Origin of the sequence: Xanthocytophaga flava (assembly GCF_030068545.1) — a bacterium.
In the GTDB taxonomy this organism is placed as follows: domain Bacteria; phylum Bacteroidota; class Bacteroidia; order Cytophagales; family 172606-1; genus Xanthocytophaga; species Xanthocytophaga flava.
The window spans coordinates 92,669-106,445 of sequence record NZ_JASJOR010000007.1; the positions used below are offsets into that span (position 1 = coordinate 92,669).

Genomic DNA, 13,777 nt, shown 5'->3' on the forward strand with positions numbered 1-13,777 from the left:
TAAACTGATTTTTCTGTTGAACAAAAATAAACACACAGAAGTTTATATACTTCTATTGATAATCAATACAATAACTATTATAAGTCAAGGCTAAATACATAATTCAGAGACAATGACCCAGAACAAAATGTCAGGCTATTGTTATTTCCGGGGTCAAATATACATCCTGAATGGCATTAAGCAATGCCACCCCCTCATTCATTGGGCGTTGAAATGCTTTTCTGCCTGATATTAACCCCATACCACCTGCTCGTTTATTGATGACAGCAGTTTTTACAGCATCCTCAAAATCAGATACACCAGATGCCCCACCTGAGTTAATCAATCCGGCACGTCCCATGTAGCAATTCGCTACCTGATAGCGACACAAATCGATAGGATGATCGGACGTTAGCTGGGTATAAATGCGTTCATCAAGTTTGCCATAACTGCTGACTCCTGTATTTAACGCTTTGTATCCACCGTTATTTTCCGGCAATTTCTGTTTGATGATATCTGCCTGGATAGTTACTCCCAGATGATTTGCCTGTCCGGTCAGGTCTGCTGAAACATGATAGTCCGTACCCTCTTTTTTAAAGGCTGAGTTGCGGGTATAACACCACAGAATAGTTGCCATTCCAAGCGAATGTGCTTCTTCAAAAGCTTTTGCTATTTCGACAATTTCGCGTGTGGCATCATCTGAACCAAAGTATACTGTGGCTCCAATGGCTACTGCTCCCAGATTCCACGCTTCCCGAACACTTCCAAACAAAATCTGCTCAGATTTATTGGGATAGGTTAGCAATTCGTTATGATTGATCTTGACAATAAAGGGTATTTTGTGAGCATACTTTCTGGACATCATACCCAATACACCAAATGTGGTGGCTACCCCGTTACATCCTCCTTCTACTGCCAGCTTGACAATATTTTCAGGATCGAAGTAAATAGGATTCTTAGCAAACGAAGCTCCTGCACTGTGTTCAATCCCCTGATCAATAGGGAGAATAGATAAATATCCTGTTCCAGCTAATCTGCCTGACTGAAACAGTTGTCCCAAGCTTCTCAAGACCTGTGGAGAACGATTGGACTGAACAAAGATTTTGTCTATAAAGTCAGGAGAGGGCAAGTGAAGCGTTTCTTTGGGAATGGTCTGACTGGTATGTTCCAGTAAATAAGATGCCTCAGTTCCCAGATAGTTAACAATTTTCTGATAAGTCATGGCAGAAAGTCGGGGTTAAAATGAACCTGCCTAATGGCAGAAAAATACAATCTCCTGAAAAAAGGTACCTTTCTGGTGTATTAAAAAACTTATACCGGATGAAAATTGGGTAATAGTCTAAAAGCAAAAAAGGTGCAGGGATGCACCTTTTTTGCTGTATATTTTTTTCTTAGTTGCCTGCTTCTGCCTGAGCTGCTCCACCAAAGAATTTCTCCCGGATTTGAGTAGCTTTTTTGTCTTGCTCAGGATCAGCCTCATATTTGTTGGACAACTGTTTAGCCGGGCCGTCTATTGTACCATAAACGTAGTCGCTCTCTGCATTAGGATCTTTCTGCTGAATGGTGTTATATAAAGAACCACACTGTGTAGCTCTGAAAGCCATGAAAAGAAATACCAAAACGCCTACGAAAACTTTTAAATCACGCATATGAGTAAATGTGTTTATAAATTCAAGTCCCTAATACTCAGTATAAAAGCTCCTTTGTTAGAAAGCTTGTACTTAAAATCTTGTATTCTTTCAATTTTAAGCAGCGCAAATTTAATAGACAATTCGAATTTCCTTACAAAATTTTGGTTTAATTTTTATGATAATCTGTCAAGGCAGGTTAAGTCCAAATTTAGCACGCTTTTTTACTGTAGTGTAAGTTTTTAAGAAAGCTTGATTTGATTTTTCATGAAATAACTCATTTGTATTCTGTACCTTTGATGCGCCTTTTTGATTTGATAGCCATATTTGATAGGGATGCACTTTTGTAAGATGGCTTCTTATACGCTACAGCCTCGGGTTTACGTTTTTGTAAATATTTGACTATTGTTTCTATTTTATTGAATTAAGTGATGTGGACTAGCATTGCAAAATTTATTATTAAGAACCGGACACTGCTGATTATTTTTCTGGTTATATCTACTGCGTTTATGGGATACCAGATGCGTAATCTGGAGATGAGTTATGATTATACAGCGGTGGTTCCTGTCAATGATCCGGAGATGGTTTATTTTCGGGACTTTAAAAAAACATTTGGAGAGGATGCAAATATCATTGCCATTGGATTGCAGGATAGTGCCTTGTATGAATTAAAGAATTTTCAGCACCTGCAGGAATTCACCAAGGGATTATCTGAGATTCCAGGTATCGCTAATGTTACAGCCTTGCCCGGTTTGCAGTATCTGGCAAAGGATAGTGCTCAGAAAAAACTTTACCCGGAAAAAATCTTTAAAAAACAACCTTCTTCACAGGCAGAACTGGATAGTCTGTTACGTTTCGTGAATCAGTTGCAGTTTTATAAAGATCAGATTATCAATTCGGAAAATGGAGCAACGGGTATTCTGGTTTCCATTGATAAAACGATCCTGAATTCTCCCAAACGTTTGCCACTTACCAAGACGATGATGGAACTGGGCGACAAATTTTCTGCCCAAACAGGTGTAAAGTTGCATTATGCCGGAGTTCCTTTTGTCCGGTCTGTTATGTCAACCAAAGTGAAGAAGGAACTTCAACTGTTTTTGATTCTGTCTGTTGTAGTAACTATTGTAACCATTTTTGCCTTTTTTAAGGCCTGGGATGCCGTCATTGGTTGTACACTGGCAGTAATGGTGGTTTTGCTTTGGACAGTTGGTACTATGGGCTTGTTTGGCTATAAAATAAACCTGTTGACAGCTTTACTACCTGCCATTATCATTGTCATGACAGTTCCTACATGTATTTATTTGTTAAATAAGTACCATCAGGAATATGTTGAACATGGAGATAAGACTCAGGCTCTGATACGGACAATTGCCAAACTGGGATTAGCTGCTTTCATGATCAATGCTACTACCGCTGCTGGTTTTATTGGTTCTGTTTTTACAGATGTTGCTATACTTGAAGAGTTTGGTATTGTTGCTGGTATCAATGTGTTTGTTGCCTTTTTTATCTGTCTGGTTGTGATTCCGATTTTCTTCTCCTATATGCCTGCTCCTAATGAGAAGAAACTACGTTACCTGTATTCAAAACCTGTTAATTCTGCGCTAACATGGGTTGATAAACGGATTAATACCCATCCTAACTGGATTTATGGTATTACTATAGTAGCTACCTTGTTGTCTTTCTGGGGAATCTATCAGATAAAGGCCGTTAGTTACATGGTAGATGATCTTCCTGAAGACAGTGACGTAGTACAAGACCTGCGATTCTTTGAACGGAACTTTCAGGGCATTATGCCACTGGAAATTGTGATTAACACAGGCGAAAAACGGGGGGTGTTTAAATTGAAGAATCTGGAAAAGATTGAAGAGTTTGAGCAAATTCTTTCCGGACATCACAACATTACAAAGCCTGTATCTGTTGTAGAGTTTCTAAAAGCAGCAAGACAGGCGTATTATAATAACAATCCTGAGTTTTATGGCTTGCCAACCAAAATGGACCGGAACTTTGTATTGTTGTATCTGAAAAACATGCTGGGTAAGAGTTCTACCAAAGATACCTCCAATATTGGTAGCCGATTGATAAACTCTTTTGTGGACTCTACTGGTCAGTATGTACGTATCTCTATGAAGATTGCTGACCTGGGATCTTATTCTATGGATACGACCTTGAGTAATATGATCCGACCTGCTATTGAGAAAACATTTGCGTCAACCAAATTGAAGGCAAATGTAACAGGTACAACTGTGTTGTTTGCCAAAGGGAATGCATATCTGAATGACAGTCTGGCATCCAGCCTTATAACTGCCTTTGTCGTAATTGTGCTCATGATCGGGGTTTTGTTCCTTAACCTGCGTGTTGTCATCATTTCACTAATCCCTAACTTTGTTGCTCTGCTAATTACAGGTGGATTGATGGGATTCATGGGAATAGCTCTAAAGCCCAGCACCTCTCTGATCTTTAGTATTTCTTTTGGTATTATTGTGGACAGTTCCATACATTATCTGGCTCACTACCGGCAAGAGATATTCTATAAGAAAATAGCAATTAAACAGGCTGTGAGTGACACACTGATGGAAACAGGCCCTAGCATTATCTATACATCGATCATTCTTTTTGTCGGCTTTGTAATTTTTGTTTGGTCAAGTTTTGGAGGGACAAAATCACTGGGAATCCTCATGTCAGCCTCTATGCTTATCTCAATGGTGACAAATCTGACATTATTACCTACATTGTTGAATTCATTTGATACAGGTAAAGTTTCGAAAGATGAGACCTATATGCTGGAAGATTTTGACAACTTCTATCTGGAACATGAGGATGAAGAAATAGATCTTAACCGGATTGCCATCCGAAAAATTAATCCTATTGATTAATGGACTGGTTTTATCTGTGGAAATCTTACATACTATCTTGAAATACGTTGAGTGTGAGTAAGGTTACATTATCTGAAATGCCCTCATAAAGAGTAGATGATAAACGTCTACAACTATGACAAGGATTATTTTCAATCTGTGTAAACTAGGAATATTGTTAGTGATTGGTTTAGCTCTATGGTAGCTGCCATCTTAATAAAAATATCAGGGACAGGTTTCAAAACTTGTCCCTTTTTTATTTTTTTTCTTTCTTACCAGAGTTGATTTGCAAAGTGAGAATATAACCCGCTGAAACTGTCTACAAACACCAAAACAACCTCCAAGAAACCCAATGAAGATCAAACACATATATGTTAGTCGTCCTAATCTGGAATTAACCCGACCTTATACCATAGCCTATAAAACAGTATCCTCAGTTGAGAATTGTATTGTCGAGATTGTTACTGAAAACGAGTTGTATGGGTTAGGAGCTGCCAATCCAAGTCCTTACGTAGTAGGAGAGTCGCTGGATGATATGTGGAAGGCTGTACAGTCTCCTCAACTGGATTGGTTACTGGGGAGAGATATCCGTCACATTGGAACATTGTGCCGGGAAGTACAGGAATGGTATCCTAAAAATCCAGGTGTCCGGATTGCATTGGAAACAGCTTTGCTGGATGTATTTACCAAGTATCTGGGAGTACCATTAACATCTTTCCTGGGGCAGAAGATAACATCTTTACCTACTTCTATTACTATCGGTATTAAAGATGTAGAAGCTACACTTGCTGAAGCAGAAGAGTATGTGGGACGTGGCTTTCGGGTATTGAAGGTAAAGTTGGGAAAATCACTGGAGGAGGACATTGAACGATTGGTAAAGTTGCGTGAAGTATATGGAAGCAGTATTGTAATCCGTATTGATGCCAATCAGGGGTATACAGTACAGGATTTGAGCAAATTTTATCAGCAGATTGGCGCCTTGGATATCGAATTGGTAGAACAGCCACTACCAGCCAATCAGATACTGGAAATGAAAAATCTGCCAGAAGAGCAAAAGCGACCTATTGCTGCCGATGAATCACTGGTAACCCCTCAGGATGCTTTTCGTTTGGCTGAGGCACCTGCAGCCTGTGGGATTTTTAATATCAAACTTATGAAGTGTGGTGGGATTACTCAGGCGATGGAGATAGCTCAGATTGCCAGAAAAGCGAATATTGATCTGATGTGGGGCTGCAATGATGAAAGTATTATCAGTATTACGGCTGCACTTCATACGGCACTGGCATGTCCCAATACAAAGTATCTGGATCTGGATGGAAGCCTGGACCTGGCAAAGGATGTGGTTTCAGGCGGGTTTATTCTGAAAGATGGAATTCTCTCTGTGAATGGTGAACCAGGATTGGGTGTGAAAAAGATATAAGTTTTAACTATAATGTAATTCATCAGAGTTGTAGATTTTGCCAGACTTGCCTTACTCTTTTGTAGTGTTTGCCATACTCAGTGTCATGATCAGAATTTACGGTTAAAGTTTGTTTTGTGCCTGGTCATATGCAAGTAAAGGCTTTGCGGTGAATTCCGATCACTTTTTGATTTTGCGGTGGCTTATGCGCAAGACGAAAAAGTGATCGGAATTCTAGTCAAAAATAAAAGTGATCAGAGTTCTGATCAGAACTTTCTTTCATGATGGTGCACTCACATAGACCCTTATAGGAGCCGTGCCATGAACTATGCACAAATCAGAAATTTTCGCTAAAAACAGGCGTATCTTTTCCCGTCATTGGTGTTCTCACCAACGACCTCTTTCCCACTGTTCAGGTTAGTGATAATACACAATCTGGGAGGGAAGATTCTTTCATTTATGGTCTATTACTACATACTTACTCCCCAGCCCAATTCTCACGGTCCAGACTACGATATTGAATCGCTTCTGCAATGTGTTCTGTCAGTATGTCTTCACTGTTGGCAAGGTCTGCAATGGTTCTTGCCACTTTAAGAATACGATCGTACGCTCTGGCAGATAAGTTAAGACGTTCCATTGCACGTTTCAGGAGATTTTTACCTACTGTATCAATCTCACACATTTGTTTCACTATTTCAGGTGGCATCATAGCATTGGCATGTATGCCCTTGTAGGATTCAAAACGTTGTGTTTGAATATTACGAGCCCTGATTACTCTTTCCCGAATCTGAGCGCTACTTTCAGACTTGCGGTTCGCAGTCATTTCATCAAAGGACACCGGAGTTACTTCTACATGCAGATCAATTCGGTCTAACAGTGGACCACTAATCTTACTGAGATACCGATGTACAACTCCCGGACCACAAACACAGTCTTTTTCCGGATGATTATAATAGCCACACGGACAGGGATTCATACTGGCGATCAACATAAAGTTGGCTGGAAACTCTACTGTCTGACGAGTTCTCGAAATCACCACTTTGCGTTCTTCCAGAGGTTGTCGCATCACTTCCAGAACCGTACGTTTAAACTCGGGTAGTTCATCCAGAAACAGAACGCCGTTATGTGACAATGATATTTCACCTGGCTGAGGAATTCCACCCCCTCCAACCAAGGCCGCATCACTAATGGTATGATGTGGACTACGAAATGGCCTTCTGGATACCAGTGCTGCCAAACTACCTAACTTGCCTGCCACGGAATGTATCTTGGTTGTTTCCAATGCCTCCGGTAAAGTAAGTGGAGGGAGAATAGAAGGCAACCGTTTTGCCAGCATTGTTTTTCCAGCTCCAGGAGGGCCAATCATGATTACATTATGCCCACCTGCTGCTGCAATCTCCAATGCCCGTTTGATATTTTCCTGTCCCTGTACATTCGAGAAATCTGCTTCATATTCATTTTGTGTATTGAAGAATATTTCCCGTGTGTCAGACACTAAAGGTTCAATCGTAAACTTTCCTTCCAGAAATTCTACGGCATCATTAAGATTCTCTACACCGATCACATCCAGATTATTGACAATAGCTGCTTCGGCTGCATTCTCTTTGGGTAAAATAAAACCTTTGTATCCATTTTTACGAGCTTCGATAGCAATCGGAAGTACTCCTTTGATAGGACGTAAGGTACCGTCCAGTGCCAGTTCACCCATAATAATGTACTGGTCCAATATTTGTGTAGAGAGTTGTTCAGAAGCGACAAGTATACCCAGTGCAATAGGTAAGTCATAGGCAGAACCTTCTTTCCGGATATCAGCAGGAGCCAGGTTAACAACCACTTTGGTACGTGGCATGCGAAAGCCAATATGTTTAATGGCTGTTTCAACACGTTGTTGACTTTCCTTGACAGCACTGTCTGGTAAACCTACCAGAAAAAAATGTTGCCCCTGACCAACACTTACTTCAATAGTGATAGGAAAGGCATTCACTCCATAAACGGCGCAGCCGTATGTTTTGGATAGCATAGCTAAAAAATAGGTAATAAGTAAAAAGAATATATAAGTCTCTGATTAGTGAGACCACAATAAACAGAAATACATTTCAGAGATGAAAAAGTAACATATTTCGTTATTTGTTTAAAGTGCGTGAAAATAAGAGTACTTGCATGAAGCGAAAAGAGAAACCTGTTCCAGAAAGCAGTTATGTAATAAAAAAAATGAAAGGTGTAAAAGGTTCGTTTCCCGAACAAAGTACTATCTTTGTAAGTTTAAAAGATTTTAGAGACCAAATACATATTACCATTTTCTCCGATTCATTTCTTTCCTAACGAATCATGTCCAACCAAGCTGAACGTCTGAAATCGCTACGTCAGAAAACCAATCTGAACCAGCAGGAAGTTGCCGATAAAATTGGCAAGTCCCGGTCTCGTATTGCTATTTATGAAACCCAGTCTCAAGTTCAGATTCCTTCAGATGTACTTCAAAAGTTATCACAGATATATCATACCACACCTGAATTTATTTTATATGGTACAGTACAGCCAGTAGTGCAACCTGTTACACAACCTGTGAACGGAAATCCCCGTATCACTGGTGGCGACATGCGCATTCTGGTAGTTACTACAGACAAAGCAGGAGAAGAAAATGCAGCATTTGTTCCAGTAAAAGCCCGGGCAGGCTATCTGGTGGGATATGGTGATCCTGAATTTATTCAAACCCTGCCGACTTACTCTATTCCTGGCTTTTCAGAAGGAACCTACCGTGTATTTGAAGTAGAAGGAGATAGCATGCAGGAAACGTTACGCCCTGGTGATTTAGTGGTTACCCAATTTGTCGAGAACTGGAGAAACCTGAAAAATGATAAAATGTATGTAATTGTCTCAATAGATGGAATTATCATAAAACGCATTCATAACCTGCTGGATAAGTCAGGAGGGATTGTCATTGTCTCAGATAATCCACAATTCAATCCGGATTTCTTACATTCAGATCAGATTATGGAAATCTGGGAAGTGAGAGCAACTATCAGCCGTAATCTGGATCGCAAAAAACTTAATTATATATAATTACGATACATTTTATCGTATTTTCCTGTAAACTGGTTTCCCATGAGTTTCTTTACTAAAAAACGCGTGAAGCGTTTTTTTCTTTTTATAGCCATTTTCTTAGTAGTTGCTGGAGTAGCCTTATTTCGTCCGGTAGATCGTACCCCATACAAGGAGATGCCCTACTACCAGCAATTCAAAGAAAAGGTGGCACAGCTGCCTTCAGTCAAAGAATATCCAAATGCAGATACATTGCAGGTAGGGTGGGCTAAGGTGAGTATTACACCCAATCATCCGATGCCAACAGCCGGTTATGGACAGCGAAGAGGTAAGCTCTATACTGCCATTCATGACTCTATCTGGGTTCGGACATTCGTATTTGATAATGGAGTTCAAAAGACTGCTTTGCTAAGCGCTGATCTGCTCATCATCGCCCCAGAGGTTACCAATGCTTTGGCAAAGCGTCTACCTGAAATAGGGATGTCCATAGACCAGGTATATCTGTGTGCTACACATTCACACAACAGCATAGGTGGCTGGGCTGATAAGATAGTGGGACTGCTGATCTCCGGTGAATACGATCCAGCTATTGTAACTTTTATTGCTGACCGTTTTTTGGAGTCTATTCGTCTGGCCAATCAGAATAAAGAAAAAGCAGCCATTGGGGCTATCGCTATTCCTGCTGGAGAATTGGTTGAAAATCGTTTGCGAGAAAGTAATCCTACAGACTCATTGCTTCGGGTAATGGAAATACGTAAAAAATCCGGAGCAAGAGCCATAGTAGCTTCTTTTTCTGCACATCCCACTATTATCTCTGATAAAGACATCCGTCTGTCTCGTGATTATCCAGGTGTATTGGTAGATACACTGGAAAGCGACTCCCTTATTGACTTTGCTGCATTCTGTGCAGGAACAGTTGGAAGTCATCGGGCGGAAATAGATGGTCCAACGGAATGGAAGATGCTTGAAATGGAAGCTAGTCTGCTTGCCCAAAAAATTACTGCCGGGTTATCCACTATACCATTGACGTACCATAAAGAGCTACGGATAGTATCCTTGCCATTGCCTTTGCGGGACCCACATTTTCGTATTACGGAAGATTGGCGTATCCGTCCGTGGGTATTTTATTCATTATATGGCGATTATCCTTCTGTAGTAAAAGGGTTACGGGTAGGTAATGTGATTTGGGTAGGTGGTCCCTGCGATTTTTCCGGTGAACTTACGCCTCTGGTGCAACCCTTTGACCAATGGCAGCAACATCCTCTGTTTATTACGAGCTTTAACGGCGGATACATCGGCTATGTAACTCCCGATGCATACTACGATTGGACCGCCTCTGAAACGCGTGATATGAATTGGTTCGGCCCTTATAATGGATCCTATATTTCGGAAGCAATGCATGAGGTAGTAAAGTACATGGAGCAATAAAAACGATTTTCGATAAAAAAGTTGTTCGATTTTATGTCTGGTTATCAGTTTGTTGAGAGCTTTTTAATTAGTTTTTATAAATATTTTTTGCGCAGACCATTGACAGATATATTTTTTTTAATACTTTTGCAATCCAATTCAAGCACAACAAGCTGGTATTGACCCATGGTGTAATGGTAACACTACTGATTTTGGTTCAGTCATTCTAGGTTCGAATCCTAGTGGGTCAACAAAATAAAAAAGCCTTAAAACATTGTTTTTAAGGCTTTTTTTTATGCCCTTTCTCTTCCAAGTTTGCTTATAAATGAAAAAGTTATCTTGCTTGATAAACTGATAATAGCTTACCTGTCAAAGTATTGATAGTATTAAAGGGAAGATGAAGCACAATTAATTACTATACATATGGTATATCAATTCTTATATTGGATCGGTGGGATCCTATTTCTGTTCATTTATTTTTTGCCTACCATTGTTGGCTTAATTAGACGTAATCTTATGCCTATTGCGTTGATTAATCTGTTTATGGGTTGGACTGTGATTGGTTGGGTGATTGCTATTGTTTGGGCTAATAGCCCCGATCATAAAACAGCAATTGTTCCACAAAGCCCAGAAACGCCTAAACCTTCTCTTACAGATGAACTAGAGAAACTGGCACAACTGAAAGAAAGAGGGATCTTGACAGATAGCGAATTTGAAGAGCAAAAAAGAAAGATATTAAATGCCGCTTGATTTGTAGAATGATCCTATTTGGAAGGAGGTAAATAGCAAGTTAGTTTAGCTTATTCAACGCCCTTCCTTGTAGGAGATTCAGAAATTCATAATGGTTAAAAATTGAAATAAAACAGCCCGGTATATGTTCAGGGTTGTTTATCTATCTGAATGTAGGTCAGCCCAATGCCTCCATGGCAATAGACAGGATTAACTCAACCCTCTTTGTTGCCATTACAGAAGTACATTAGTTAAGCATGCACTTTTCTTAGTATATTTACCTGACAGAAGTGGTGGAATTGGAATACACGCCTCCGAGCACGAGGAGTTGATAGGGGAAACCACTATCATATTGCAGGTTCAAATCCTGCCTTCTGTCCTGATGTTTTCCTGCAAATTGGTATCTTATATTAAGTAATTTCCCTTCCTGATCCCACTTAACCACATTAATCAACCTCGAACGTTTTCTGCATAGTGGTTAGCTTATAGGTAATTACCTGTTTTGTCTTTCAGCAAAGTTTTAAAATAGGCAGAATGCGTCCATTTACCTTGTATCTAATTCCATTATAAATGGCATTAGACAGCTAGACTATATACAGTATGAGTCAAAATCCACGAAAAGAAATCCTAAAAGGTTTTCTCACAAAGAATACACCACAAACAGGAGAATTGATTGCCTTTGTCGATCAGGATTTGCGTGATGAGGATGTTGAAGAGGAGACTTATCTTTTTACAAAACTAAGTAGGCAGGAGAATACTAGACTATTACTACACTTCATTATTACGACTTTACAGGATCTAAAATGCCTGTTGGTGATAGAATACAGGAGAAGCATGGTTTAAGTGTGAATGTGACAAGGTCTGTATCTCTTGTTGTTTCAGATCCCTTGTTTAGGATTTTCATTAGGATAGTGGCATTTACTTTGATGATCCATCCATATTAATAGAACATTTTTGTACTATGGTCAATAAATATATAGTAATACTTCTGCATATACCTGTTTTAGTAGTTTGCCTTACTTGTTTGCCATTGTTTATAGACTGGGCAATGCAAAAGGACATACTAATTATTTCATCGCCCTATTTCAAACAATGGCTATCTTATTTATTCTTTTCAGACGGTTCAATAATTGTGTTTATTGCTGAATTTGTTTCATATAGCATCTTATTGAAAAAATAAAACAGTGGCATCCTGTAGTAATAATCTTGATGGTTTTCTATACTATATCCTTATTTGCTCAATCATTAGTTCTCATCCCACTCTTTATATTATTTGTGATAGTTGGGTTGTCTGGTGGATCTATGTTTAATGGTTTTAGGTGATAGGAAGATTTGATTTTCAAACATTAACTACCAAACTATGGGACTTGATATTTTTATTCACACCAAACCATTCATTGATCCAACAGCCCCCACACAGGAAGATCATCGCTTGAGCAGATACTTTTGCAATCTAATGTGTCTATGGGATATAAACTCAGATCTTAAACAAATTGAAGATATTTCAGGTATTGACTTACTTCCTCTCTATCATATGTTGCAATATGTGTATTTAGAAGAAGATGAAATAGAATTCTATTTGGAGGAGGAAGCTGTCTCCAAAAGTGATCGGAGAGGAGTGCTGAGAGACATCAGAAAAGGAAAAAAAATATTGGAGAATAACATTGATAAGGTGTTACAAACTGTAACTGAACTTATCGAAAAGTTAAACCAGGTCGAAAATTTGCCCTGGTCATTGGCATCTACCTATTCGGAATATATGGCTACGAAGGAGAATAGTTATTTCTCTCATTTTACAATAGACACAGAAGATATCGATAAAGGTAAAGACAATAATTTTGGTCAGGATTTGCGAAATCTTAAACGATTTCTGGAGTATGCAAAGAAATGTGGTGTGACCACAGTCTGGTTTGACTTTGGTTGATTATATACGTTTTCTTGCCTTCTTTGATAAAGTCCAATAATCCCGAAAATATATACAGGACCTCTGCTTCGTAACTTTCAAGCAGCAACTCTGCTTATATCTGACTAAGTAGATCACTATATGGCGAAATTGTCAGAAAGGAGTAATATTAGAAAGGACAAGGAAATAAACAGATATATAGCACTTACTTTTAATAGAATTAGGATATCAATGTATATAATTGGTTGTAAGAAAATTAGCTTGATTTTTTCAATGAGCAAATTCTATCTATATAAAGTTTGGTTTACTAGTGCTTTTATTAATCCTCTTATACTTCTATTATACTGTGGAGTTTCTTGGGAAAATCTAATAAATGATATAATAAATATCACTATTGAAGATATACAGAATGTCTCTTTTAGGTCGGTTATGGTGGGCATTTTGGGATTCATTGGTGGGCTGTTTTTGTTTTTTGTCTTGGCATTACTGATTTCCTTACCTGTATTAATGATATGCAAGGTTGTCCACTATTTTCTGGTTCAGAAAACGGATTCGGAAATTTTGGTCAGGATTGGTATTGTACTTGCTGTTGCAATACCCTCATTTGTTATAGGTAGCTGTATAAATGGAGCTATTTTAGAAGGGTTAGGTTGCGCTGTACTTTGCTCTGGTAGCGTTATTGTTGCAAGTATATACCATAGTGTCAGAGATAAATTAAACAGTTACGCATGAATACCTATTCTGAAATTCTTACTACAGTTTTCTCTGCAATGCTAAAGCATGTAAAAGAAGCATTTGCTACAAAAGAAGATAAAAGAATAGTTCTGATTTTTGTGTATTT

The 13,777-nt window shown here is 38.9% G+C and carries 10 protein-coding genes and 2 tRNA genes; 9 read left to right on the forward strand and 3 right to left on the reverse strand.

Annotation, left to right across the window (positions count from 1 at the left end; genetic code table 11):
* Positions 1–130: 130 nt before the first annotated feature.
* Entirely contained in the window at positions 131–1,201 is a 1,071-nt protein-coding gene (locus QNI15_RS12435) for a class I fructose-bisphosphate aldolase (RefSeq protein ID WP_314001237.1), read from the reverse strand.
* Between the two features lie 169 nt (positions 1,202–1,370).
* Positions 1,371–1,628 (reverse strand): hypothetical protein, encoded by a 258-nt coding sequence (locus tag QNI15_RS12440; protein ID WP_313976879.1) that lies wholly within the window; start codon positions 1,626–1,628, stop codon positions 1,371–1,373.
* Positions 1,629–2,038: 410 nt separating this feature from the next.
* Here QNI15_RS12440 and QNI15_RS12445 point away from each other — a divergent pair, with 410 nt between their 5' ends.
* Both QNI15_RS12445 and QNI15_RS12450 read left to right on the forward strand, forming a co-directional pair.
* Positions 2,039–4,480, forward strand: a complete 2,442-nt coding sequence (locus QNI15_RS12445) for an efflux RND transporter permease subunit (RefSeq protein ID WP_314031973.1) — start codon at positions 2,039–2,041, stop codon at positions 4,478–4,480.
* 331 nt (positions 4,481–4,811) lie between these two features.
* A complete protein-coding gene (locus QNI15_RS12450; protein ID WP_314031974.1) occupies positions 4,812–5,879 on the forward strand; it encodes a mandelate racemase/muconate lactonizing enzyme family protein in 1,068 nt (355 codons plus the stop codon).
* Between the two features lie 457 nt (positions 5,880–6,336).
* On the opposite strand, the gene QNI15_RS12455 is transcribed toward QNI15_RS12450, so the two are convergent.
* Positions 6,337–7,878, reverse strand: a complete 1,542-nt coding sequence (locus QNI15_RS12455) for a YifB family Mg chelatase-like AAA ATPase (protein ID WP_314031976.1) — start codon at positions 7,876–7,878, stop codon at positions 6,337–6,339.
* A 308-nt stretch (positions 7,879–8,186) separates the two neighbouring features.
* On the opposite strand from QNI15_RS12455, the gene QNI15_RS12460 reads away from it, so the two are divergent.
* The 7 genes from QNI15_RS12460 (at position 8,187) to QNI15_RS12490 (ending at position 12,957) form a co-directional block, all read left to right on the forward strand.
* Positions 8,187–8,918 (forward strand): XRE family transcriptional regulator, encoded by a 732-nt coding sequence (locus tag QNI15_RS12460; RefSeq protein WP_313976875.1) that lies wholly within the window; start codon positions 8,187–8,189, stop codon positions 8,916–8,918.
* A gap of 42 nt (positions 8,919–8,960) precedes the next feature.
* The gene (locus tag QNI15_RS12465) at positions 8,961–10,325 is read left to right on the forward strand and encodes a neutral/alkaline non-lysosomal ceramidase N-terminal domain-containing protein (protein WP_314031977.1); all 1,365 of its coding nucleotides are present in this window, start codon (positions 8,961–8,963) and stop codon (positions 10,323–10,325) included.
* Positions 10,326–10,484: 159 nt separating this feature from the next.
* Positions 10,485–10,555, forward strand: a tRNA-Gln gene (locus QNI15_RS12470).
* A gap of 172 nt (positions 10,556–10,727) precedes the next feature.
* Positions 10,728–11,054: a superinfection immunity protein gene (locus tag QNI15_RS12475; RefSeq protein ID WP_314031978.1), complete on the forward strand. Its 327-nt coding sequence runs from the start codon at positions 10,728–10,730 to the stop codon at positions 11,052–11,054.
* Positions 11,055–11,317: 263 nt separating this feature from the next.
* Positions 11,318–11,412: transfer RNA gene (locus QNI15_RS12480), tRNA-Ala, on the forward strand.
* Between the two features lie 221 nt (positions 11,413–11,633).
* On the forward strand, positions 11,634–11,876 hold the full coding sequence (locus QNI15_RS12485; RefSeq protein WP_314031980.1) for a hypothetical protein: 243 nt from the start codon (positions 11,634–11,636) through the stop codon (positions 11,874–11,876).
* A 517-nt stretch (positions 11,877–12,393) separates the two neighbouring features.
* Positions 12,394–12,957, forward strand: coding sequence for a hypothetical protein (locus QNI15_RS12490; protein ID WP_314031982.1), 564 nt, complete (start codon positions 12,394–12,396; stop codon positions 12,955–12,957).
* Positions 12,958–13,777 lie beyond the last annotated feature (820 nt).